At 63.6% G+C, this 19,993-nt stretch carries 31 protein-coding genes; 30 read left to right on the forward strand and 1 reads right to left on the reverse strand.

The window, feature by feature from the left end; translation table 11 throughout:
* From KXV01_RS17980 to KXV01_RS18120, 29 genes are all read left to right on the forward strand, one after another.
* The coding region (locus KXV01_RS17980; protein ID WP_263467997.1) for an EF-Tu/IF-2/RF-3 family GTPase at positions 1 to 584 on the forward strand (584 nt) is incomplete at its 5' end.
* A 333-nt stretch (positions 585 to 917) separates the two neighbouring features.
* Positions 918 to 1,229, forward strand: coding sequence for a 30S ribosomal protein S10 (rpsJ, locus tag KXV01_RS17985; RefSeq protein WP_005408208.1), 312 nt, complete (start codon positions 918 to 920; stop codon positions 1,227 to 1,229).
* Between the two features lie 11 nt (positions 1,230 to 1,240).
* The gene (gene rplC, locus KXV01_RS17990) at positions 1,241 to 1,891 is read left to right on the forward strand and encodes a 50S ribosomal protein L3 (RefSeq protein ID WP_004145336.1); all 651 of its coding nucleotides are present in this window, start codon (positions 1,241 to 1,243) and stop codon (positions 1,889 to 1,891) included.
* Positions 1,892 to 1,903: 12 nt separating this feature from the next.
* Entirely contained in the window at positions 1,904 to 2,509 is a 606-nt protein-coding gene (gene rplD / locus KXV01_RS17995; RefSeq protein ID WP_005415412.1) for a 50S ribosomal protein L4, read from the forward strand.
* On the forward strand, positions 2,506 to 2,805 hold the full coding sequence (gene rplW / locus KXV01_RS18000; protein ID WP_004145338.1) for a 50S ribosomal protein L23: 300 nt from the start codon (positions 2,506 to 2,508) through the stop codon (positions 2,803 to 2,805). Before rplD ends, rplW begins: the two co-directional genes overlap by 4 nt.
* Positions 2,806 to 2,815: 10 nt before the next feature.
* Positions 2,816 to 3,643, forward strand: a complete 828-nt coding sequence (rplB, locus tag KXV01_RS18005; RefSeq protein WP_004145339.1) for a 50S ribosomal protein L2 — start codon at positions 2,816 to 2,818, stop codon at positions 3,641 to 3,643.
* Positions 3,644 to 3,649: 6 nt separating this feature from the next.
* Entirely contained in the window at positions 3,650 to 3,919 is a 270-nt protein-coding gene (rpsS, locus tag KXV01_RS18010) for a 30S ribosomal protein S19 (protein ID WP_005415413.1), read from the forward strand.
* A 12-nt stretch (positions 3,920 to 3,931) separates the two neighbouring features.
* The gene (gene rplV, locus KXV01_RS18015) at positions 3,932 to 4,267 is read left to right on the forward strand and encodes a 50S ribosomal protein L22 (RefSeq protein ID WP_004145348.1); all 336 of its coding nucleotides are present in this window, start codon (positions 3,932 to 3,934) and stop codon (positions 4,265 to 4,267) included.
* Between the two features lie 18 nt (positions 4,268 to 4,285).
* Positions 4,286 to 5,020, forward strand: coding sequence for a 30S ribosomal protein S3 (rpsC, locus tag KXV01_RS18020; RefSeq protein ID WP_004145350.1), 735 nt, complete (start codon positions 4,286 to 4,288; stop codon positions 5,018 to 5,020).
* Between the two features lie 5 nt (positions 5,021 to 5,025).
* On the forward strand, positions 5,026 to 5,439 hold the full coding sequence (rplP, locus tag KXV01_RS18025; protein ID WP_004154486.1) for a 50S ribosomal protein L16: 414 nt from the start codon (positions 5,026 to 5,028) through the stop codon (positions 5,437 to 5,439).
* Positions 5,439 to 5,624, forward strand: a complete 186-nt coding sequence (gene rpmC, locus KXV01_RS18030; protein ID WP_004154487.1) for a 50S ribosomal protein L29 — start codon at positions 5,439 to 5,441, stop codon at positions 5,622 to 5,624. The genes rplP and rpmC overlap by 1 nt, the downstream gene beginning before the upstream one ends.
* A gap of 11 nt (positions 5,625 to 5,635) precedes the next feature.
* A complete protein-coding gene (gene rpsQ, locus KXV01_RS18035; RefSeq protein ID WP_004154489.1) occupies positions 5,636 to 5,905 on the forward strand; it encodes a 30S ribosomal protein S17 in 270 nt (89 codons plus the stop codon).
* Between the two features lie 12 nt (positions 5,906 to 5,917).
* On the forward strand, positions 5,918 to 6,286 hold the full coding sequence (gene rplN / locus KXV01_RS18040) for a 50S ribosomal protein L14 (protein WP_010483978.1): 369 nt from the start codon (positions 5,918 to 5,920) through the stop codon (positions 6,284 to 6,286).
* 16 nt (positions 6,287 to 6,302) lie between these two features.
* On the forward strand, positions 6,303 to 6,620 hold the full coding sequence (gene rplX, locus KXV01_RS18045) for a 50S ribosomal protein L24 (RefSeq protein ID WP_004154490.1): 318 nt from the start codon (positions 6,303 to 6,305) through the stop codon (positions 6,618 to 6,620).
* Positions 6,621 to 6,631: 11 nt separating this feature from the next.
* Complete coding sequence (rplE, locus tag KXV01_RS18050; protein WP_005415416.1) at positions 6,632 to 7,174, forward strand: 50S ribosomal protein L5; 543 nt, start codon at positions 6,632 to 6,634, stop codon at positions 7,172 to 7,174.
* 18 nt (positions 7,175 to 7,192) lie between these two features.
* Positions 7,193 to 7,498: a 30S ribosomal protein S14 gene (gene rpsN / locus KXV01_RS18055; protein ID WP_005408209.1), complete on the forward strand. Its 306-nt coding sequence runs from the start codon at positions 7,193 to 7,195 to the stop codon at positions 7,496 to 7,498.
* 258 nt (positions 7,499 to 7,756) lie between these two features.
* Positions 7,757 to 8,155 (forward strand): 30S ribosomal protein S8, encoded by a 399-nt coding sequence (gene rpsH / locus KXV01_RS18060; protein ID WP_005415417.1) that lies wholly within the window; start codon positions 7,757 to 7,759, stop codon positions 8,153 to 8,155.
* An 18-nt stretch (positions 8,156 to 8,173) separates the two neighbouring features.
* Positions 8,174 to 8,698: a 50S ribosomal protein L6 gene (gene rplF, locus KXV01_RS18065; protein ID WP_049416175.1), complete on the forward strand. Its 525-nt coding sequence runs from the start codon at positions 8,174 to 8,176 to the stop codon at positions 8,696 to 8,698.
* Positions 8,699 to 8,778: 80 nt separating this feature from the next.
* The gene (gene rplR, locus KXV01_RS18070; protein WP_180880072.1) at positions 8,779 to 9,138 is read left to right on the forward strand and encodes a 50S ribosomal protein L18; all 360 of its coding nucleotides are present in this window, start codon (positions 8,779 to 8,781) and stop codon (positions 9,136 to 9,138) included.
* Positions 9,139 to 9,299: 161 nt separating this feature from the next.
* Positions 9,300 to 9,842: a 30S ribosomal protein S5 gene (gene rpsE / locus KXV01_RS18075; RefSeq protein ID WP_005415419.1), complete on the forward strand. Its 543-nt coding sequence runs from the start codon at positions 9,300 to 9,302 to the stop codon at positions 9,840 to 9,842.
* On the forward strand, positions 9,835 to 10,026 hold the full coding sequence (rpmD, locus tag KXV01_RS18080) for a 50S ribosomal protein L30 (RefSeq protein WP_005408214.1): 192 nt from the start codon (positions 9,835 to 9,837) through the stop codon (positions 10,024 to 10,026). The genes rpsE and rpmD overlap by 8 nt, the downstream gene beginning before the upstream one ends.
* Before the next feature lie 6 nt (positions 10,027 to 10,032).
* Positions 10,033 to 10,476 (forward strand): 50S ribosomal protein L15, encoded by a 444-nt coding sequence (gene rplO, locus KXV01_RS18085; protein ID WP_004154498.1) that lies wholly within the window; start codon positions 10,033 to 10,035, stop codon positions 10,474 to 10,476.
* A gap of 7 nt (positions 10,477 to 10,483) precedes the next feature.
* Positions 10,484 to 11,851: a preprotein translocase subunit SecY gene (gene secY / locus KXV01_RS18090; RefSeq protein ID WP_005415420.1), complete on the forward strand. Its 1,368-nt coding sequence runs from the start codon at positions 10,484 to 10,486 to the stop codon at positions 11,849 to 11,851.
* Positions 11,852 to 12,198: 347 nt separating this feature from the next.
* Complete coding sequence (rpsM, locus tag KXV01_RS18095) at positions 12,199 to 12,555, forward strand: 30S ribosomal protein S13 (protein WP_004154500.1); 357 nt, start codon at positions 12,199 to 12,201, stop codon at positions 12,553 to 12,555.
* A gap of 11 nt (positions 12,556 to 12,566) precedes the next feature.
* Positions 12,567 to 12,956: a 30S ribosomal protein S11 gene (rpsK, locus tag KXV01_RS18100; protein WP_004145443.1), complete on the forward strand. Its 390-nt coding sequence runs from the start codon at positions 12,567 to 12,569 to the stop codon at positions 12,954 to 12,956.
* Between the two features lie 15 nt (positions 12,957 to 12,971).
* Complete coding sequence (gene rpsD / locus KXV01_RS18105; protein WP_004145446.1) at positions 12,972 to 13,601, forward strand: 30S ribosomal protein S4; 630 nt, start codon at positions 12,972 to 12,974, stop codon at positions 13,599 to 13,601.
* 55 nt (positions 13,602 to 13,656) lie between these two features.
* The gene (rpoA, locus tag KXV01_RS18110; RefSeq protein ID WP_005408216.1) at positions 13,657 to 14,655 is read left to right on the forward strand and encodes a DNA-directed RNA polymerase subunit alpha; all 999 of its coding nucleotides are present in this window, start codon (positions 13,657 to 13,659) and stop codon (positions 14,653 to 14,655) included.
* Positions 14,656 to 14,846: 191 nt separating this feature from the next.
* Positions 14,847 to 15,230: a 50S ribosomal protein L17 gene (gene rplQ / locus KXV01_RS18115; protein ID WP_005408217.1), complete on the forward strand. Its 384-nt coding sequence runs from the start codon at positions 14,847 to 14,849 to the stop codon at positions 15,228 to 15,230.
* Between the two features lie 166 nt (positions 15,231 to 15,396).
* Complete coding sequence (locus KXV01_RS18120; protein ID WP_049416179.1) at positions 15,397 to 15,903, forward strand: disulfide bond formation protein B; 507 nt, start codon at positions 15,397 to 15,399, stop codon at positions 15,901 to 15,903.
* A 64-nt stretch (positions 15,904 to 15,967) separates the two neighbouring features.
* On the opposite strand, the gene KXV01_RS18125 is transcribed toward KXV01_RS18120, so the two are convergent.
* Positions 15,968 to 18,094, reverse strand: a complete 2,127-nt coding sequence (locus KXV01_RS18125) for a TonB-dependent receptor (RefSeq protein ID WP_099494645.1) — start codon at positions 18,092 to 18,094, stop codon at positions 15,968 to 15,970.
* A gap of 221 nt (positions 18,095 to 18,315) precedes the next feature.
* Between KXV01_RS18125 and KXV01_RS18130 the strand changes: the two genes are divergently transcribed.
* Positions 18,316 to 19,707: a 3-deoxy-7-phosphoheptulonate synthase class II gene (locus tag KXV01_RS18130; RefSeq protein ID WP_049440180.1), complete on the forward strand. Its 1,392-nt coding sequence runs from the start codon at positions 18,316 to 18,318 to the stop codon at positions 19,705 to 19,707.
* Positions 19,708 to 19,993: the final 286 nt, after the last annotated feature.

The raw sequence follows: 19,993 nt of genomic DNA on the forward strand, positions 1-19,993 counted from the left end.
CGGAGCCGGAGCGTGCGATCGACAAGCCGTTCCTGATGCCGGTGGAAGACGTGTTCTCGATCTCGGGCCGCGGCACCGTGGTGACCGGTCGTATCGAGCGCGGCGTGATCAAGGTTGGCGACGAAATTGAAATCGTCGGCATCCGCCCGGTGCAGAAGACCACCGTGACCGGCGTTGAAATGTTCCGCAAGCTGCTGGACCAGGGTCAGGCAGGCGACAACGCTGGCCTGCTGCTGCGCGGCACCAAGCGTGACGACGTCGAGCGTGGCCAGGTGCTGGCCAAGCCGGGCACGATCAAGCCGCACACCAAGTTCGAAGGCGAAGTGTACGTCCTGTCGAAGGACGAGGGCGGCCGCCACACCCCGTTCTTCAACGGCTACCGTCCGCAGTTCTACTTCCGCACCACCGACATCACCGGCGCCGCCAAGCTGCCGGAAGGCGTTGAAATGGTGATGCCGGGTGACAACGTCAAGATGGAAGTCACCCTGATCAACCCGGTGGCCATGGACGAAGGCCTGCGCTTCGCCATCCGCGAAGGCGGCCGTACCGTCGGCGCCGGCGTGGTCTCGAAGATCATCGAGTAATCTGGTAGTATCTGCGCCCCGATGTTGCCTGGGTAGGGCATCGGGGCGTAATCAAATGGGAAAGCAGGCACAGGATGTGCCTTGTGTTCCCCGGACCAGGAAGGGTCAATGCCATTCAGGCGGCGTCAACAGGCGACTGTTGACAGCTGCCTTGCGTGCCATTATGCTTCTACGTCTGGGCAGGCCGGGTAACTGGTCTGCCTACGTTTTTGAGGTCCATGGATTGACCTTGGCGGCCTGCAGGACTGCGGGCCGTCCGTATTCAGGAATTTCATGGGGCAAAGCAACCCAGAGGCTTTGTCTGTCGCTCTTTTAACGAAGGAACCTACCGCCATGGCGGACCAAAAGATCCGGATCCGGCTGAAAGCGTTCGATCATCGTCTGATCGACCGTTCGGCCAGCGAGATCGTTGAAACGGCAAAGCGGACCGGCGCGCAAGTGCGTGGCCCGATCCCGCTGCCGACCAAGATCGAGCGTTACACCGTTCTCGTTTCCCCGCACGTCGACAAGGACGCGCGTGACCAGTACGAGACCCGCACGCACAAGCGCGTGCTCGATATCGTTGACCCGAATGACAAGACCGTGGACGCGCTGATGAAGCTCGAACTGGCTGCCGGCGTCGACGTTCAGATCAAGCTGACCTGAGGACTACGACCATGACGAAGAAGTATTCGTTGGGCTTCGTGGGCCGCAAGGCCGGCATGAGCCGTGTGTTCACTGAAGATGGCCGCTCCATCCCGGTGACCCTGATCGAAGCAACCCCGAACCGCATCGCGCAGATCAAGACCGTCGAAACCGACGGCTACAGCGCCGTGCAGGTGACCGTCGGCGCGCGTCGCGCTGCCCTGGTCAACAAGCCGGAAGCCGGCCACTTCGCCAAGGCGAAGGTGGAAGCGGGTCGTGGCCTGTGGGAATTCCGCGTTGAAGACGCGCAGCTCGGCGATTTCGCCGTTGGCGGCGAAGTCAAGGCGGACATCTTCGAAGTCGGCCAGATCGTCGACGTCCAGGGTGTCACCAAGGGTAAGGGCTTCCAGGGCACCATCAAGCGCCACAACTTCCGTATGGGCGATGCAACCCACGGTAACTCGCTGTCGCATCGCGCGCCGGGTTCGCTGGGTCAGCGCCAGACCCCGGGTCGCGTTTTCCCGGGCAAGAAGATGTCGGGCCACATGGGCGCGGTGCAGCAGAGCACCCAGAACCTGGAAGTGGTCAAGGTCGACGTCGAGCGCGGTCTGATCGCGGTTCGCGGCGCCGTTCCGGGCGCGGCGGGTGGCGACGTGATCGTCCGTCCGGCGAGCAAGGCATAAGGAGAGATGACGATGGAACTCGTTATCACGGGTAGCAACAACAAGGTCTCGGTCTCCGAAGCCGTGTTCGGTCGCGATTTCAGCGAAGATCTGGTCCACCAGGTCGTCGTTGCTTACCGCAACGCCGGTCGCGCCGGCACCAAGGCACAGAAGACTCGCTCTGAAGTGGCTGGTACCACCAAGAAGTCGAAGAAGCAGAAGGGCGGCGGCGCGCGTCATGGCGCACTGACGGCTCCGATCTTCGTCGGCGGCGGTGTCACCTTCGCGGCCAAGCCGCGCAGCTTCGAGCAGAAGGTCAATCGCAAGCAGTACCGTGCCGCCATGTGCGCGATCCTGTCCGAGCTGAACCGTCAGGGCCGTCTGACCATCGTGGAGGCCTTCGATGTCGAAGCGACCAGCACGAAGGGTCTGATCGCCAAGCTGGCCGGCCTGGAAGTGGGCAAGCGCCCGCTGATCGTCACCGAGGAAGCGTCCGAGCACCTGTACCTGTCCGCCCGCAATCTGCCGTACGTGCAGGTGCGTGACGTGCAGGGTCTGGACCCGGTCTCGCTGGTGGGTGCCGACACGGTCGTCATCACCGCTGACGCGGTCAAGAAGGTCGAGGAGTGGCTGGCATGAACAGCAACGAAAAAATCTTCAGCGTGCTGCGTGCCCCGCGTGTCTCGGAAAAGACCGCGCGCCTGCAGGAACTCTCCAATCAGTATGTCTTCGAAGTTTCGAACGAAGCCACCAAGGCCGATGTAAAGGCCGCGGTTGAGCAGCTGTTCGACGTCAAGGTCGAAGCCGTCAACGTGGTCAACGTCAAGGGCAAGAACAAGTCCTTCCGTAACCGTGCTGGCCGCCGCGGCGATTGGCGCAAGGCGTACGTTCGCCTGGCCGACGGCCAGTCGATCGATGTAACGGCCAAGGCCTGAGGTACATCCCATGCCATTGATGAAATTCAAGCCCACCTCCCCCGGCCGCCGTTCGGCCGTGCGCGTGGTCACCCCCGACCTGCACAAGGGTGCTCCGCACGCCGCGCTGGTCGAGTCGCAGAGCCGCTCGGGTGGTCGTAACCACCACGGTCGCATCACCGTGCGTCACGTCGGTGGTGGTGCCAAGCAGCACTACCGCATCATCGACTTCAAGCGCAACAAGCTGGGCATCCCGGCGCGCGTGGAACGCATCGAATACGATCCGAACCGCACCGCCCACATCGCTCTGCTGTGCTACGTCGACGGTGAGCGTCGCTACATCATCGCCCCGAAGGGCCTGAAGGCTGGTGATCAGGTGATCGCTGGTTCGGACGCCCCGATCAAGGCCGGCAACACCCTGCCGCTGCGCAACATCCCGGTCGGCACCACCATCCACTGCATCGAACTGAAGCCGGGTAAGGGCGCTCAGATCGCTCGCGCCGCTGGTGCGGCCGTGCAGCTGGTGGCTCGTGAAGGCATCTACGCCACCCTGCGCCTGCGCTCGGGTGAAATGCGCAAGGTTCCGGTCGAGTGCTGCGCCACCATCGGCGAAGTCGGCAACGACGAGCACAGCCTGGAAAAGCTGGGCAAGGCCGGTGCCAAGCGTTGGCGCGGCGTCCGCCCGACCGTTCGTGGTGCTGCCATGAACCCGGTTGACCACCCGCACGGTGGTGGTGAGGCCAAGGCCGGCCAGGGTAACCCGCATCCGGTCACCCCGTGGGGTGTCCCGACCAAGGGTTACAAGACGCGCCATAACAAGCGCACTCAGCAGTTCATCGTCCGCGATCGTAGGGGCTAATCGACCATGGCACGTTCACTCAAGAAGGGCCCGTTCGTCGATCACCACCTCGTCAAGAAGGTGGAGGCCGCTGCGGGCAGCAAGAAGCCGATCAAGACCTGGTCGCGCCGTTCGATGATCCTGCCTGACATGGTAGGCATCACCATTGCCGTGCATAACGGCAAGAACCACATCCCGGTTCTCGTCAACGAGAACATGGTCGGCCACAAGCTCGGCGAATTTGCCATCACCCGGACCTTCAAGGGTCACGGTGGTGACAAGAAGTCGGGCAAGTAAGGAGAGATGACAATGGAAGCGAAAGCCATCCTGCGCACTGCGCGCATCTCCCCGCAGAAGGCTCGTCTGGTCGCTGACCAGGTGCGCGGTCTGCCGGCCGAACGTGCGGTCAACCTGCTGAAGTTCTCGGACAAGAAGGCTGCCCACCTGATCAAGAAGGTGGTGGAGTCGGCAATTGCCAACGCCGAGAACAACCAGGGCGCCGACGTCGACGAGCTGAAGGTTCAGACCATCATGGTTGATGAAGGTCCGACCCTGAAGCGTTTCATGGCGCGGGCGAAAGGCCGCGGTACCCGCATCCTCAAGCGCACCAGCCACATCACTGTGGTTGTGGGCGCCGCCAAGTAAGCGGATAAGGAAAAGACCATGGGTCATAAAGTTCATCCGATTGGTATCCGCCTCGGCATTTCCAAGGACTGGAACTCCAAGTGGTACGCCAACAAGGCCGAGTTCGCTGGTTACCTGGCAGCCGACCTGAAAGTGCGCGAAATGCTGCGCAAGAAGCTGGCTCAGGCCGGCATCAGCAAGATCCTGATCGAGCGTCCGGCCAAGACCGCTCGCGTGACGATCCACACCGCCCGTCCGGGCGTGGTGATCGGCAAGCGCGGTGAGGACATCGAGAAGCTGCGCAAGGAAGTGAGCGAGATGATGGGCGTCCCGGCGCACATCAACGTCACCGAAGTGCGCAAGCCGGAACTGGACGCGCAGCTCGTTGCCGAGTCGATCGCCCAGCAGCTGGAGCGTCGCATCATGTTCCGCCGTGCAATGAAGCGCTCGGTCGGCAACGCGATGCGCCTGGGTGCCCTGGGCATCAAGGTCAACGTCGGTGGCCGCCTCAACGGTGCAGAAATCGCCCGTTCGGAGTGGTACCGCGAAGGCCGCGTGCCGCTGCACACCCTGCGTGCCGACATCGACTATGGCTTCGCTGAAGCCAAGACGACCTACGGCATCATCGGCATCAAGGTCTGGATCTACAAGGGCGAGGTCTTCGATTTCTCCCAGGTTGGCCAGGAAAAGCAGGACGACACCCCGTCGCGCAACGATCGTCACGATCGCGGCGACCGTGGTGACCGTCAGCGCCCGGCCCGTGAAGCGAGGTAACGACAATGTTGCAACCCAAGCGAACCAAGTACCGCAAGGTACACAAGGGCCGTAACGATGGCCTGAGCTGGAGCGCCAACGCTGTCAGCTTCGGCGAATACGGCCTGAAGGCAACCGCACACGGTCAGCTGACCGCGCGCCAGATCGAAGCGGCCCGCCGCTCGATCAGCCGCTACGTCAAGCGCGGCGGCAAGATGTGGATCCGCGTGTTCCCCGACAAGCCCATCACCAAGAAGCCCATCGAAGTCCGAATGGGTTCGGGTAAGGGTAACGTGGAATACTGGGTGGCCCAGATCCAGCCCGGCCGCATGATCTATGAAATCGAGGGTGTTTCCGAGGAAGTGGCTCGCGAGGCGTTCCGCCTGGCCGCCGCCAAGCTCTCGGTCACCACCACTTTCGTGACCCGTACGGTGCGCTGATGGATATCAAAACTCTCCGTGAAAAGTCGGCTGACGAACTCAAGGCCCACCTGATCGACCTGCGTAAGGAACAGTTCTCTGTCCGTATGCAGCAGGTCACCGGCCAGCTGCCGAAGACCCACGACATTCGCCGGGTCCGTCGCGAGATTGCTCGCGTCAAGACCCTGCTCGGCAGCACGAAGTAAGGATGGCCGCTATGAGCGACAATACTGAAAAGAAGACGCTGCGCACGGTCGAAGGCCGTGTCGTCAGCAACAAGATGGACAAGACGGTTACCGTCCTGGTTGAGCGTCAGGTCAAGCACGCGCTGTACGGCAAGTACATCAAGCGCTCGACCAAGCTGCACGCCCACGATGCCGACAACGCCTGCAAGGAAGGCGACGTCGTCCGCGTGACCGAGATTGCTCCGATGTCCAAGACCAAGAACTGGCGCGTGGTGGAAGTCATCACGCGTGCGGCTGAATAAGGAGTCTGAATCATGATCCAGATGCAGAGCTACCTTGACGTCGCGGACAATTCGGGTGCCAAGCAGGTGATGTGCTTCAAGGTGCTGGGTGGTTCCAAGCGCCGTTACGCCGGTATCGGCGACATCATCAAGGTCACCGTGAAGGATGCGATTCCGCGCGGCAAGGTCAAGAAGGGTGAAGTGTATGACGCCGTCGTGGTGCGTACCCGCAAGGGTGTGCGTCGCGCCGACGGTTCGCTGATCCGCTTCGACGGCAACGCTGCCGTCCTGCTGAACAACAAGCAGGAGCCGATCGGTACCCGTATCTTCGGGCCGGTGACCCGTGAACTTCGTTCGGAGAAGTTCATGAAGATCGTCTCGCTCGCTCCCGAAGTGCTGTGAGCGACAGGAGATAATCATGGCTAACCGTATCAAGAAGGGCGACCAGGTTGTCGTCAACGCTGGCAAGGACAAGGGCAAGCAGGGCGAAGTCGTCCGCGTCGACGGCGACCGCGTGGTCGTCGCCAACGTGAACATCGTCAAGCGCCACACCAAGCCGAACCCGCAGGCAGGTGTTGCCGGCGGCGTGGTCGAGCGCGAAGCTTCGATCCATATCTCCAACGTGAACGTTCTGAACCCGGCTTCGGGCAAGGGTGAACGCGTTGGCTTCAAGGTGCTGGAGGATGGACGCAAACTGCGTGTGTTCCGCTCCAGCGGTGAGGCGCTCGACGCCTGAGGAATGTGAAGATGACTTCCCGTCTCGAAAAGATCTACAAGGAAGAAGTGGTGCCGGCGCTGATGAAGCAGTTCGGCTACACCAATCCGATGGAAGTACCGAAGCTCGTCAAGGTCACCCTGAACATGGGTGTGGGCGAGGCTGCCACCAACAAGAAGATCCTGGAAAACGCCGTCGCGGACATGACCAAGATTTCCGGCCAGAAGCCGGTTGTCACCAAGTCGCGTATCTCGGTTGCGTCGTTCAAGATCCGTGATGGTTGGCCGATCGGCTGCAAGACCACGCTGCGTCGCCACAAGATGTACGAGTTCCTGGACCGCCTGATCAACATCTCGCTGCCGCGCGTGCGCGACTTCCGTGGTGTTTCCGGTCGTTCCTTCGACGGCCGCGGCAACTTCAACATGGGTGTGAAGGAACAGATCATCTTCCCGGAAATCGACTTCGACGCCGTCGACGCGATCCGTGGCATGGATATCGCCATCACCACCACTGCGAAGACCGATGCGGAAGCGAAGGCGCTGCTGGCAGCGTTCAAGTTCCCGTTCCGTAACTGATCTGTCGAGGAAACCGAAATGGCAAAGACCTCCATGGTCAACCGCGACATCAAGCGGGAAAAGCTGGCCAAGAAGTACGCTGAAAAGCGTGCGGCTCTGAAGAAGATCGTGTCCTCCGTGGACGCGACCTACGAAGAGAAGATCGACGCCGCAACCAAGCTGGCCAAGCTGCCGCGCGATTCGTCGCCGAGCCGCCAGCGCAACCGTTGCGAGCTGTCGGGTCGTCCGCGTGGCGTGTACAGCAAGTTCGGCCTCGGCCGCAACAAGCTGCGCGAAGCCACCATGCGTGGCGACGTTCCGGGTCTGCGCAAGGCCAGCTGGTAATCCCAGTCGGCCCTGCGATCAGGAGCCCCCTCGGGGGTTTCTGAACCGGGGAGGGGAGGCGTTCAGCTTCCTTTCTGCGAAAAAACCCGAAGAGCCCGGCGCAAGTCGGGCTCTTTTGGCGTATACTCCCGCGTCTTGCCCTGCGCAAACGGGGTTGTGGGAGTGGGCCCTGGCCCGCTGCATCAAGGGACCTGGCCCGTTTCCAGGAGACAACAGATTTTCGCGAAAGCGGATATCGGTGCACTCAAAGGTACTCATATGAGCATGACTGATCCCATCGCCGACCTGCTGGTCCGCATCAAGAATGCGGCTGCGGTTGGCAAGCAGACGGTGAAAGCCCCGTCGTCCAAGATCAAGGTTGCGATCGCCCAGGTCCTGAAGGACGAGGGTTACATCACCGACCTGCGCGTGACCCAGCTGGAAAACAACAAGGCCGAGCTGGAAATCGTGCTGAAGTATTTCGAAGGCAAGCCGGTCATCGCGACCCTGAAGCGCTTCTCGCGTTCGGGCCTGCGCCAGTACCGCGGCAAGAGCGAGCTGCCGAAGGTCATGAATGGCCTGGGCATCTCCATCATTTCCACCTCCAAGGGCATCATGACTGATGCGCAGGCGCGCCAGCTGGGCGTCGGCGGCGAAGTCCTGTGCTTCGTGGCCTAAGGCGAAAGGAGTAGAACTATGTCCCGCGTAGCCAAGAAGCCCGTCACCCTGGGTAAGGTCGAACTGAACGTCCAGTCGGAAAGCATCACCGTCAAGGGCCCGAAGGGCACCCTGTCGCTGGTCAAGCCGGCCGGTATTGCCATCAACGTCGACAGCGGCGTTGCCACCCTGAGCACCGAGAGCGCCGACCTGGTCGCGCTGACCGGTACCGTGCGTGCGATCCTGGCCAACATGGTCAAGGGCGTGTCCGAAGGCTTCGAGCGCAAGCTGGAGCTGGTCGGCGTGGGTTACCGTGCTGCCATGCAGGGCAAGGACCTGAGCCTGTCGCTCGGTTTCTCGCACCCGGTCGTGTTCGTGGCGCCGGAAGGCATCACCATCTCCACCCCGACCCAGACCGAGATCCTGGTCCAGGGCGCTGACAAGCAGGTCGTCGGTGAAGTCGCCGCCAAGATCCGTGCGTTCCGCAAGCCGGAGCCGTACAAGGGCAAGGGCGTGAAGTACTCCGACGAAGTCATCATCCGTAAGGAAGCCAAGAAGGCGTAAGTGCGAGTCCCTCGCAAGAGCCCGCACATCCATGTGCGGACTCCTCAGGGAAAAGCCCATCCTTCAGCTTTCAAGGAACAATCAAAATGAACAAGAACATCGCCCGCCTGCGTCGCGCCAAGTCGACCCGCGCCCACATCCGTGAGCTCGGCGTCGCCCGCCTGTCGGTGCTGCGCACCGGCCAGCACCTGTACGCCCAGGTCTTCACCGCTGACGGTTCGAAGGTGCTGGCTGCCGCCAACACCACCCAGACCGACATCAAGGAAGGCCTGAAGAACGGCAAGAACGCCGATGCCGCTGCCAAGGTTGGCCGCATCGTCGCCGAGCGCGCCAAGGCCGCCGGCATCGAGAAGGTTGCCTTCGATCGTTCGGGCTACCGCTACCACGGCCGCATCAAGGCCCTGGCAGAAGCCGCCCGCGAAGCCGGCCTGCAGTTCTAAGGGATCAGGGCAGGGGGCCGATGGCCTCCTGCCCACCTGCTCGCCAGCCTGAGTGAGGCTGGACGGCGCCGCTCTTCTGTAGTGGCCTACCGGAAAGACGCGTCACTTCACAACCATAAGCGGCCCCGAGCCGTACATACCCAAACAACCAAGGAATCAACATGGCAGAAGAGCGTCAGCAGCGGGGTCGCGATCGCGACCGTAACCGCGAAGAGAAGATCGACGACGGCATGATCGAAAAGCTGGTCGCGGTCAACCGCGTCAGCAAGACCGTCAAGGGTGGCCGCCAGTTCACCTTCACCGCCCTGACCGTGGTCGGTGACGGCGAAGGCAAGGTCGGTTTCGGTTATGGCAAGGCCCGCGAAGTGCCGGTCGCCATCCAGAAGTCGATGGAACAGGCCCGCAAGAACCTGGTCAGCGTTGACCTGAACAACGGCACCCTGTGGCACACCATCAAGGATGGTCACGGCGCAGCCCGCGTGTTCATGCAGCCGGCTTCGGAAGGTACTGGCGTCATCGCCGGCGGTGCCATGCGCGCCGTGCTGGAAGCCGTTGGCGTGAAGAACGTGCTGGCCAAGGCCACCGGTTCGCGCAACCCGATCAATCTGGTGCGCGCCACCGTGAAGGGCCTGACTGCTGCGCAGTCGCCGGCCCGCATCGCGGCCAAGCGCGGCAAGAAGGTGGAGGAACTCAACCATGGCTAATGAGTCCAACAAGACTGTGAAGGTCCGCCTGGTGCGTGGCCTGCGTGGCACCCAGTCGCGTCACCGCCTGTCGGTGCGTGCCCTGGGCCTGAACAAGCTCAACGATGTGCGTGAACTGAAGGACAGCCCGCAGGTGCGTGGCCTGATCAACAAGGTTCAGTACCTCGTCCAGGTTGAGGAGTAATCGACCATGACTCTGCGTCTCAATGAACTGAGCCCGGCACCGGGCGCCCGCACCGAGCGCACCCGCGTCGGCCGCGGTATCGGCTCGGGCCTGGGCAAGACTGCCGGCCGCGGCCACAAGGGTTCGTTCGCCCGTAAGGGTGGCGGCAAGATCAAGGCTGGCTTCGAAGGCGGCCAGACCCCCATGCAGCGTCGTCTGCCGAAGATCGGCTTCCGTTCGCCGATCGCCAAGGACACCGCTGAAGTGCTGCTGTACGCGCTGGACAAGCTGCCGGCCGGTGAGATCGACTTCGCCGCCCTGCGTGCTGCCAAGCTGGTCCCGAGCACTGCCAAGAAGGCCAAGGTCGTCGTCAAGGGCGAAGTGACCAAGGCGTTCACCCTGAAGGGTATTGCTGCCACGGCTGGTGCCAAGGCTGCGATCGAAGCTGCCGGCGGCAGCGTAACGGAGTAAGAAAATCATGGCGCAAGCTGGCATCGGTAACCTCGCGGGCGGAATGGGCAAGTTCACTGAACTTCGCCAACGTTTGCTGTTCGTCGTCGGGGCTTTGATCGTCTATCGCATCGGCTGCTACGTGCCGGTGCCGGGCGTCAATCCCGATGCCATGCTTGCCATGATGCAACAGCAGGGCGGCGGCATCGTGGACATGTTCAACATGTTCTCGGGCGGCGCCCTGCACCGTTTCAGCATCTTTGCGCTGAACGTGATGCCGTACATCTCGGCATCGATCGTGATGCAGCTGGCCGTGCATATCTTCCCCGCCCTGAAGGCGATGCAGAAGGAAGGTGAGTCCGGCCGCCGCAAGATCACCCAGTATTCGCGCATCGGCGCCGTGCTGCTGGCAGTGGTGCAGGGCGGTTCGATCGCGCTGGCCCTGCAGGGCCAGGTTTCGCCGTCGGGCGCTCCGGTCGTGTACGCCCCCGGCATGGGCTTCGTGCTCACCGCGGTGGTCGCACTGACTGCCGGCACCATGTTCCTGATGTGGGTCGGTGAGCAGGTCACCGAACGCGGTATCGGCAACGGCGTGTCACTGATCATCTTCGCTGGTATCGTCGCCGGTCTGCCGGGTGCGGTCATCCACACCTTCGACGCCTACCGCGACGGCAACATCCAGTTCATCCAGCTGCTGCTGATCGCCATCGTGGTGCTCGCCTTCACCTTCTTCGTGGTGTTCGTGGAGCGCGGCCAGCGCCGGATCACGGTCAATTACGCGCGCCGCCAGGGCGGTCGCAACGCGTACATGAACCAGACCTCGTTCCTGCCGCTGAAGCTCAACATGGCCGGCGTCATCCCGGCGATCTTTGCCTCGAGCCTGTTGGCCTTCCCGGCCACCCTGGCCATGTGGTCCGGCCAGGCCGCCAACCAGAGCAGCTTTGGCCAGGTCCTGCAGAAGGTCGCCAATGCCCTGGGCCCGGGCGAACCGCTGCACATGATCGTGTTCGCTGCGCTGATCACCGGTTTCGCGTTCTTCTATACCGCGCTGGTGTTCAACTCGCAGGAAACCGCCGACAACCTGAAGAAGTCGGGCGCGCTGATTCCGGGCATCCGTCCGGGCAAGGCCACTGCCGACTACATCGACGGCGTGCTGACCCGCCTGACCGCGGCCGGCTCGGCCTACCTGGTGATCGTGTGCCTGCTGCCCGAACTGATGCGCACGCAGCTGAATGCCTCGTTCTACTTCGGTGGCACGTCGCTGCTGATCGTGGTGGTGGTGGTGATGGACTTCATCGCCCAGGTGCAGGCACACCTGATGTCCCACCAGTACGAGAGCCTGCTGAAGAAGGCCAACCTGAAGGGCGGCAACCGCGGCGGTTTTGCCCGCGGCTGATAGGCCTGTTATACTTTCGTCTTCCTGACGTGATGGTCCCTCCGCTTCGCGGACTCCGGCCACACAAACGAAGGGCGGCCCCCGCAGCGGTTCCGGGTGGGGGTGTGATGAGGTGGTCCCGCGCTGGAGTAGCGCGGGCGGCCCCGGGGGAAACCCCAGGTCCAACCCCATCCGGCGCCGGAGCCTGGGCACACTCCCCAGGCCGGGTTCATGAAACCAATGGTTTCACGGGCTTCCATGTAAACCGGAACCTTGTTAGTATCGCTAGTTCACTTTTTTGATCCATCCTGCCGGATTGGCGTGCCCGAGGCGCGCTGTCGGCCATCACTCAGCTGGAGAACCGCGTCATGGCGCGTATTGCAGGCGTCAACCTGCCAGCCCAGAAGCACGTCTGGGTCGGGTTGCAAAGCATTTACGGCATCGGCCGTACCCGTTCGAAGAAGGTCTGCGAAGTCGCAGGCGTTGCTTCGACCACCAAGATCCGCGATCTGTCGGAGCCGGAAATCGAGCGCCTGCGCGCCGAAGTCGGCAAGTACATCGTGGAAGGCGATCTGCGCCGTGAGATCGGCATCGCGATCAAGCGCCTGATGGACCTGGGCTGCTACCGCGGCCTGCGTCACCGTCGTGGCCTCCCGCTGCGTGGCCAGCGCACCCGTACCAACGCCCGCACCCGCAAGGGTCCGCGCAAGGCGATCAAGAAGTAAGGGACTGAGAAATGGCTAAGCCCGCTGCTAAGACCAAGAAGAAGATCAAGCGCGTCGTCACCGACGGCGTCGCCCACGTCCACGCTTCGTTCAACAACACCATCGTCACCATCACCGACCGCCAGGGCAACGCTCTGTCGTGGGCGACCTCCGGTGGCGCTGGCTTCCGCGGTTCGCGCAAGTCGACCCCGTTCGCTGCCCAGGTGGCTGCTGAAAAGGCCGGTCGTGCTGCGCTGGACTACGGCGTGAAGTCGCTGGAAGTCCGCATCAAGGGCCCGGGTCCGGGCCGTGAGTCGGCCGTGCGTTCGCTGAACAACGTCGGCTACAAGATCACCAACATCATCGACGTGACGCCCATCCCGCACAACGGGTGCCGTCCGCCGAAGAAGCGTCGCGTCTAAAGGGAGCGATAAGAAATGGCTCGTTATATCGGTCCTACCTGTAAGCTCGCCCGCCGCGAAGGCGCCGACCTGTCCCTGAAGAGCCCGGCGCGTGCGCTGGACTCCAAGTGCAAGCTGGAGCAGAAGCCCGGCCAGCACGGCGCCACTGCCCGCAAGGGCAAGCTGTCCGACTACGCCACCCAGCTGCGTGAAAAGCAGAAGGTCAAGCGTATCTACGGCCTGCTGGAGCGTCAGTTCCGCAACTACTACAAGAAGGCCTCGACCAAGAAGGGCAACACCGGCGAGAACCTGCTGCAGCTGCTGGAAACCCGCCTGGACAACGTCGTCTACCGCATGGGCTTCGCCGTGACCCGTCCGGCTGCCCGTCAGCTGGTGTCGCACCGCGGCGTCACCGTGAATGGCAAGTCGGTCAACCTGGCTTCGTACCAGGTCAAGGCTGGCGACGCCATCGCTCTGTCCGAAAAGGCTGCCAAGCAGCTGCGCGTCCAGGAAGCCCTGACCGTCGCCGCCCAGCATGACCTGAGCCCGTCGTGGGTTGAAGTGGATTCCGGCAAGTTCACCGGCATCTTCAAGGCCGTTCCGGATCGTTCGGATCTGCCTGCGGACATCAACGAAGCGCTGATCGTCGAGCTGTATTCGAAGTAATTCACATTGGAGAGCCCCCGGCGACGGCCGGGGGTTCACTAGGAGAACCCGCAACATGACGGTTACCGCCAACCAGGTTCTGCGTCCTCGCGGTCCGCAGATCGAACGCCTTACCGACACCCGTGCAAAGGTCGTTATCGAACCTTTGGAGCGGGGTTACGGGCATACGCTGGGCAACGCCCTGCGTCGCGTGCTGCTGTCGTCCATCCCGGGCTTCGCCATCACGGAAGTCGAAATCGACGGCGTGTTGCATGAGTACACCACGGTCGAAGGTCTGCAGGAGGACGTGCTCGAAGTCCTGCTCAACCTGAAGGACGTGGCCATCCGTATGCACTCCGGCGACAGCGCCACCCTGTCCCTGTCCAAGCAGGGCCCGGGCGTTGTCACCGCTGCCGACATCAAGGTCGACCACAATGTGGAGATCCTGAACGGCGACCATGTGATCTGCCACCTGACCAAGGACACGGCAATCAACATGCGTCTGAAGATCGAACGTGGTTTCGGCTACCAGCCGGCTGCCGCGCGTCGTCGTCCGGACGAAGAAACCCGTGCCATCGGCCGCCTGGTCCTGGATGCCTCGTTCTCGCCGGTCCGCCGCGTCGCCTATGCCGTGGAAGCGGCCCGCGTCGAACAGCGTACCGACCTGGACAAGCTGGTCATCGATATCGAGACCAACGGCACCATCGATGCCGAGGAAGCCGTGCGCACCGCCGCCGACATCCTCAGCGACCAGCTGTCGGTGTTCGGTGACTTCACCCACCGCGACCGCGGTGCGGCCAAGCCGGCCAACAACGGCGTGGATCCGGTGCTGCTGCGCCCGATCGACGATCTGGAGCTGACCGTGCGTTCGGCCAACTGCCTGAAGGCTGAAAGCATCTACTACATCGGCGATCTGATCCAGAAGACCGAAGTGGAGCTGCTGAAGACCCCGAACCTGGGCAAGAAGTCGCTCACCGAGATCAAGGAAGTGCTGGCTCAGCGCGGCCTGTCGCTCGGCATGAAGCTGGAGAACTGGCCGCCGGCCGGCGTCGCCAGCCACGGCATGCTGGGCTGATATCGGCAATGCCTGAAGGCTCCACCGTTCGCGGTGGGGCCTTCAACGCAACACTACATGCCACGACGAACCGCAGGTTCGCGCGGCAGGTCGTCCAGGACGGGCGGCCAGGACCATCCGCAGTCCGCGCAGCAACGCCAGGATGGCGACAACGATCCGCACAGCCTCATCATTAACCAAGGAATATCACCATGCGTCACCAGAAGTCTGGCCGTAAGTTCAGCCGCACCAGCGCCCACCGCGAAGCGATGTTCAAGAACATGGCCGCCTCGCTGTTCAAGCACGAGCTGATCAAGACCACCCTGCCGAAGGCCAAGGAACTGCGCCGCGTTGCCGAGCCGCTGATCACCCTGGCCAAGGTCGACTCCGTCGCCAACCGCCGTCTGGCCTTCGCCCGCCTGCGCGACAACGAAGCCGTGGGCAACCTGTTCACCATCCTGGGCCCGCGCTACGCGAACCGTCCGGGCGGCTACCTGCGCCTGCTGAAGTGCGGCTTCCGCGCCGGCGACAACGCGCCGATGGCCTACGTCGAGCTGGTTGACCGTCCGGTCGTGGCCGAGGAAGTGGCCGAGTAATCGGACCGCTCCAACGCGACACAGCGAAAGCCCGGCCTCTGCCGGGCTTTTGCGTTTCTGCGCGTCGGATCAGACCCGCACCGTTCCGACAGGCGTCACCTGTGGCGGTTCGAATGGCGCGCGCTCTCGGTTACGCTTGGCACCTTGATCCATTCGAGCGTTGACGATGAATCCACTGCGCTGGCCCTTCCGCGCCCAGTTCTTCCTGGGCTTCCTGATCTGCGCGGGCCTGCTGGGCTACGCGATCTTCCTGCAGCTGAAAATGGGCCTGGAGCCGTGCCCGCTGTGCATCTTCCAGCGGCTGGCGTTCGCCGCGCTGGGCCTGCTGTTCCTGATCGGTGCACTGCACGGGCCCTCCAACCGTCCCGGCCGGGCAACCTACGGTGTGCTCGCCTTCATTGCGGCCGCGGTCGGCGCAGGCATCGCTGCGCGCCACGTCTACGTGCAGATGCTGCCACCGGAGATGGGGGCGACCTGCGGCCCGCCGCTGAGCTTCCTGCGCGAGACCATGGGGCCGCTGGAAGTGTTCCGCACGGTGCTCACCGGTACCGGCAACTGCGGCAACATCGACTGGACGTTCCTGGGCCTGACCATGCCGATGTGGTCGGGCGTGTGGTTCGTGCTGCTGGCGCTGTGGGCGCTGGTGGTGTCGCTGCCCAAGATCAAGCGCTGAACGCAGGTAGTGCCGGCCGCTGGCCGGCACACCGTGAGGATGCCGGCCAGCGGCCGGCGCTACCTCAGAAGTCCTGCTGCAGGCTCAGGTAAGCACCTCGGCGGGGTCCCCACTGCGGGGCGAAGACGCCGACACCGCCACCGTCGCGCAGTTGGTAGCTGCGGTCCAATGCATTGATGACCGCCAGCTGCACATGCAGCGGATGGCCGCTGTCGGCATTGAAGTCATGCCCGGCACTGAGGTTCACCTGCAGGTACGCCGGCAGCTCGCCGCCGTTGGGCACGCCCTCGATGTCCGAACGCAGGCCGCTACCGAACACGTAGTTGGCGCCGACCCGGTTGTGTCCGGCAAAGGCGTAGCTGAAGCCACCCGATGAGGTCAGTTTCTGGTCGTGGTCGAGGTGGATCCAATGGTTGGCCACATAGGCCAGCGCGTCCGGATCGAGGTTGTACTGGCCGGTGATGACCTTGGTGCCGATGGCCTTGTTGTACGCCGCGTTGAAGTAGGCGCTGAACGGACCGTCGCTGTAGTCGGCACTGAACTCCAGGCCATGGATATGGCCGCGACCGTAGTTGAACGTCGAGTAGATGTAGGCGGCACCGAACTGGCCTTCGTCCTGCAGGCGTGCGACGCGTCGGTCATAGGCATCCAGGCCCAGGGTCAGGTGGTCGCCGACCTGCTGCGACACGCCGATGTCGTAGTAGTCGCTGCGCTCGGCCAGCGGAATGTTGTTGCCGCCGCCCGGCTGCTGGTTGGTGGTGCCGTCGTACAGCGCGATGTCGCTGCTGGCGATCAGCTCACTGGCCGGTGGCGTGAAGTAACGCGAATAGCCGGCATGCACGGTGGTGCTGTCGCTGGCATTCCAGACCGCGCCCACGCGGGGGCTGAGCTGGCCCTCGGTGCGGCCGAAGGCCTTGTAGCGATCACCACGCAGGCCGTAGTTGACGGTCCAGTCGTCGCCGATCTTCCACTCATCCTGCACGTACACCGCCAGCGTACTGGCGTGGAAGGCGCTGCGGTCTGGAATCAGCAGTGGCGTGGTGCTGGATTGCTGGCCGGCGCCATCGACCGGGAACACCCAGCTGTTGTTGCTGGCGCGCGCATTCTCGTAGTTGCCGTACAGGCCATAGCGCAGCGTGTGGTCGCTGCCCAGCGGGGTGGAGAAGTCGGCCTGCAGGGTGTTGGCGCGGTTGCTGCGCTGGACCTGCGAGGCGACGCCACTGAATACCAGATCGCCGATGACATCCGGGTTGAACGCCACGTCGCTGTAACGCTGCCCGGCGGACAGCTGGTAGGCGGTGCCGCCCAGCGTGCCCTGCAGCACCAGCATGCCGAAGCGGGTGGTCTCGCGCTGGGTTTCATCCAGCTGGCTGGAGTCGAAGGCGGTCGTGTCCAGGTAACCGAACTGCGGGGTCTGCCCGGGATTGACCGGGATCTGGAAGCGATTGTTGGCGAAGCCGGCGAACACGCTCAGGCGGGTGTTCTCGTTGACCAGGTAGGTCAGGTCGGCGAAGGCTTTGCCCTGATGCGTGTCGTCGTGCAGCGGCTTGCGCGAGCGGGTCGGGTTCTCCAGGCCAACCTCGTTCTGGTCGTAGTTGCCAGTCAGGAACCAGCTCCAGCGCCCCTGGTTGCCCCACCACGAGGCATTCGGATTGATCTTGCCGAACGAGCCTGCGGTCAGCCCGGCGCTGCCGCCATTGCCGAGCTCGGCGCCACTGCGGGTGGTGATGTCGACCACTGCAGCGGTGCGCTCGCCGAACTGCGCCGGCAGCGCCCCGTCCATCAGGCGGATGCTCTTGATGGTGCGGGCATCCAGGGTCTGGCCGAAGCCGGAGATCGATTCGGGCAGCAGCACGCCGTTGATGCGGTACTGCAGATTGGCGTGGTCGCCGCGCACGTGCACGCCGCCGTAGGAATCCTGGACCACGCCCGGGGCCTGCAGCAGCACCTGGCTGAGCGGCGCGGAGGCGCCCAGCGGCTGCTTCTGGATGTCTTCGGCGGTGATCTGGTACTGGCTGCTGCCAATGTCCGGTGACAGCGCGTTGCGGGCCTGGTCGAGCTGGGCGTGGACGGTGACCGCGTCCAGATCCTTGACGGAGGAAGAGGTGTCGTCGGCCGCTGCCGCGAAGGCGGGCAGGCTGGCCAAGGCCAGGGCGAAGGTAATGCCGGTAGCGAGGGGCGAGGGCTTCATGGTGAGAGAGGGGGCGGCTGGGCGTGGAAGGGGCCGGTCCATGACGTGCAAGTGTTACTCCGTAACAAATCATGCGCCTGTCCCGTGCGGCTGACCATGCTGGATCTGGCTGCTGGCGCTGGCCTTTCCCTGCCGTTCAGGTGGCCGGGGCGGTGGGCGTGGGCCTTTGCGTCAGCGGCTGGCTCTGCGACCATGACCGCCCCCCACCCCGGAAGTCTGCAATGAGCCTGTCCGCCGTTCCGCCCGCCTCCGATCCCGCCGCGACCAACGCTGGCGCTGCCTGGTCGCCGGAGAGCTGGCGTGGCAAGACCGCGCTGCAGATGCCGACCTACCCGGACCCGGTGGCATTGGACGCGGCCCTGCATGAGCTGAAACGGCTGCCGCCGCTGGTCACCTCGTGGGAGATCCTGGCACTGAAGCAGCAGCTGGCCGAGGCCCAGGAAGGCAAGCGCTTCCTGCTGCAGGGCGGCGACTGCGCCGAGAACTTCAGCGACTGCGAATCGGGCACCATCTCCAACCGCCTGAAGGTACTGCTGCAGATGAGCCTGGTGCTGGTGCACGGCCTGCGCCAGCCGGTGATCCGCGTTGGGCGCTTTGCCGGCCAGTACGCCAAGCCGCGTTCGGCCGACACCGAGACCCGTGACGGCCTGACCCTGCCCAGCTACCGCGGTGATGTGATCAACGCACCGGCGTTCACCGAAGCAGCGCGCCTGCCGGACCCGAAGCGGATGCTGCAGGCCCACGCGCATTCGGCGATGACGATGAACTTCGTGCGTGCGCTGATCGACGGCGGTTTCGCCGACCTGCACCACCCCGAATACTGGAACCTGGAGTGGGTAAGCCACTCCCCGCTGGCGGCCGAGTACCAGAAGATGGTGGCCTCGATCGGCGATGCGGTGCACTTCATGGAGACCTTGGCCGGGGCTCGCGTGCACAACCTCAACCGCATCGACTTCTACACTTCGCACGAAGCGCTGCTGCTGCCCTACGAGCAGGCGTTGACCCGCCAGGTGCCGCGCCAGCAGGGCTGGTTGAACCTGAGCACGCATTACCCGTGGATCGGCATGCGCACGGCCGCGCTCGATGGCGCGCACGTGGAGTACCTGCGTGGCGTGCGCAATCCGATTGCGATCAAGGTGGGCCCGTCGGTGACGCCGGACCAGCTGCTGCGCCTGATCGATGTGCTCAACCCACATGACGAGCCGGGCCGCCTGAGCTTCATCCATCGGATGGGCGCAACGCAGATCGCCGAGAAACTGCCGCCGCTGCTGGACGCGGTCAAGCGTGATGGTCGCCGCGTGCTGTGGGTGTGCGATGCGATGCATGGCAATACCGAAAGCACCGCCAACGGTTTCAAGACACGCCGCTTCGACAACGTGCGTGGCGAGGTGGAGATGTCGTTCGATCTGCATTCGGCCGCCGGTACGCGCCTGGGCGGTGTGCATCTGGAACTGACCGGCGAGGACGTGACCGAGTGCATCGGCGGCGCGCGCGAACTGACCGAGCGCGACCTGGAGCGTGCATACCGTTCGACCGTGGACCCGCGGTTGAACTACGAGCAGTCGCTGGAGATCGCGATGGCGATCGTGCGCAAGCAGGAGCAGGTGCGGTAAGGGTGTTGCGGCAGGGCTTGCAGCCCTGCACCTGCGGACGCAACGGCAACGGCAACGGCCGAAGCAACGGCAACAGCACTCATTCCGTGGATGGCGGGGCGGTGTCGGAGTGCGGGGACGCTGCAAGTACGTCCCTGTAAGCTTGGCAGCCGCATCCATGCGGCTGACACCCCGCACTCCGACACCGCCCCACCTTTGACAGATTCCCGCGGCTGTTGGTAGGTGTCGACCTTGGTCGACACGGTAGATCCACGCCATGCGTGGATGCTTTGGGATTCCAATTCGA

It is taken from the genome of Stenotrophomonas sp. Ps181 (assembly GCF_025697425.1).
Classification (GTDB): Bacteria; Pseudomonadota; Gammaproteobacteria; order Xanthomonadales; family Xanthomonadaceae; genus Stenotrophomonas; species Stenotrophomonas sepilia.

Coding starts and splice junctions, on each gene's coding strand:
- rpsD (WP_004145446.1), top strand. CDS start 12,972: ATGGCTCGTTATATCGGTCCTACCTGTAAGCTCGCCCGCCGCGAAGGC.
- rpsE (WP_005415419.1), top strand. CDS start 9,300: ATGGCAGAAGAGCGTCAGCAGCGGGGTCGCGATCGCGACCGTAACCGC.
- rplP (WP_004154486.1), top strand. CDS start 5,026: ATGTTGCAACCCAAGCGAACCAAGTACCGCAAGGTACACAAGGGCCGT.
- rpsJ (WP_005408208.1), top strand. CDS start 918: ATGGCGGACCAAAAGATCCGGATCCGGCTGAAAGCGTTCGATCATCGT.
- rplN (WP_010483978.1), top strand. CDS start 5,918: ATGATCCAGATGCAGAGCTACCTTGACGTCGCGGACAATTCGGGTGCC.
- rplX (WP_004154490.1), top strand. CDS start 6,303: ATGGCTAACCGTATCAAGAAGGGCGACCAGGTTGTCGTCAACGCTGGC.
- rplW (WP_004145338.1), top strand. CDS start 2,506: ATGAACAGCAACGAAAAAATCTTCAGCGTGCTGCGTGCCCCGCGTGTC.
- KXV01_RS18125 (WP_099494645.1), bottom strand. CDS start 18,094: ATGAAGCCCTCGCCCCTCGCTACCGGCATTACCTTCGCCCTGGCCTTG.
- rplV (WP_004145348.1), top strand. CDS start 3,932: ATGGAAGCGAAAGCCATCCTGCGCACTGCGCGCATCTCCCCGCAGAAG.
- rplO (WP_004154498.1), top strand. CDS start 10,033: ATGACTCTGCGTCTCAATGAACTGAGCCCGGCACCGGGCGCCCGCACC.
- rpsS (WP_005415413.1), top strand. CDS start 3,650: ATGGCACGTTCACTCAAGAAGGGCCCGTTCGTCGATCACCACCTCGTC.
- KXV01_RS18120 (WP_049416179.1), top strand. CDS start 15,397: ATGAATCCACTGCGCTGGCCCTTCCGCGCCCAGTTCTTCCTGGGCTTC.
- rplC (WP_004145336.1), top strand. CDS start 1,241: ATGACGAAGAAGTATTCGTTGGGCTTCGTGGGCCGCAAGGCCGGCATG.
- rplQ (WP_005408217.1), top strand. CDS start 14,847: ATGCGTCACCAGAAGTCTGGCCGTAAGTTCAGCCGCACCAGCGCCCAC.
- rpmC (WP_004154487.1), top strand. CDS start 5,439: ATGGATATCAAAACTCTCCGTGAAAAGTCGGCTGACGAACTCAAGGCC.
- rpmD (WP_005408214.1), top strand. CDS start 9,835: ATGGCTAATGAGTCCAACAAGACTGTGAAGGTCCGCCTGGTGCGTGGC.
- rpsQ (WP_004154489.1), top strand. CDS start 5,636: ATGAGCGACAATACTGAAAAGAAGACGCTGCGCACGGTCGAAGGCCGT.
- rpoA (WP_005408216.1), top strand. CDS start 13,657: ATGACGGTTACCGCCAACCAGGTTCTGCGTCCTCGCGGTCCGCAGATC.
- rpsK (WP_004145443.1), top strand. CDS start 12,567: ATGGCTAAGCCCGCTGCTAAGACCAAGAAGAAGATCAAGCGCGTCGTC.
- rplB (WP_004145339.1), top strand. CDS start 2,816: ATGCCATTGATGAAATTCAAGCCCACCTCCCCCGGCCGCCGTTCGGCC.
- rpsN (WP_005408209.1), top strand. CDS start 7,193: ATGGCAAAGACCTCCATGGTCAACCGCGACATCAAGCGGGAAAAGCTG.
- KXV01_RS18130 (WP_049440180.1), top strand. CDS start 18,316: ATGAGCCTGTCCGCCGTTCCGCCCGCCTCCGATCCCGCCGCGACCAAC.
- rplF (WP_049416175.1), top strand. CDS start 8,174: ATGTCCCGCGTAGCCAAGAAGCCCGTCACCCTGGGTAAGGTCGAACTG.
- rplD (WP_005415412.1), top strand. CDS start 1,904: ATGGAACTCGTTATCACGGGTAGCAACAACAAGGTCTCGGTCTCCGAA.
- secY (WP_005415420.1), top strand. CDS start 10,484: ATGGCGCAAGCTGGCATCGGTAACCTCGCGGGCGGAATGGGCAAGTTC.
- rplE (WP_005415416.1), top strand. CDS start 6,632: ATGACTTCCCGTCTCGAAAAGATCTACAAGGAAGAAGTGGTGCCGGCG.
- rpsH (WP_005415417.1), top strand. CDS start 7,757: ATGAGCATGACTGATCCCATCGCCGACCTGCTGGTCCGCATCAAGAAT.
- rpsC (WP_004145350.1), top strand. CDS start 4,286: ATGGGTCATAAAGTTCATCCGATTGGTATCCGCCTCGGCATTTCCAAG.
- rpsM (WP_004154500.1), top strand. CDS start 12,199: ATGGCGCGTATTGCAGGCGTCAACCTGCCAGCCCAGAAGCACGTCTGG.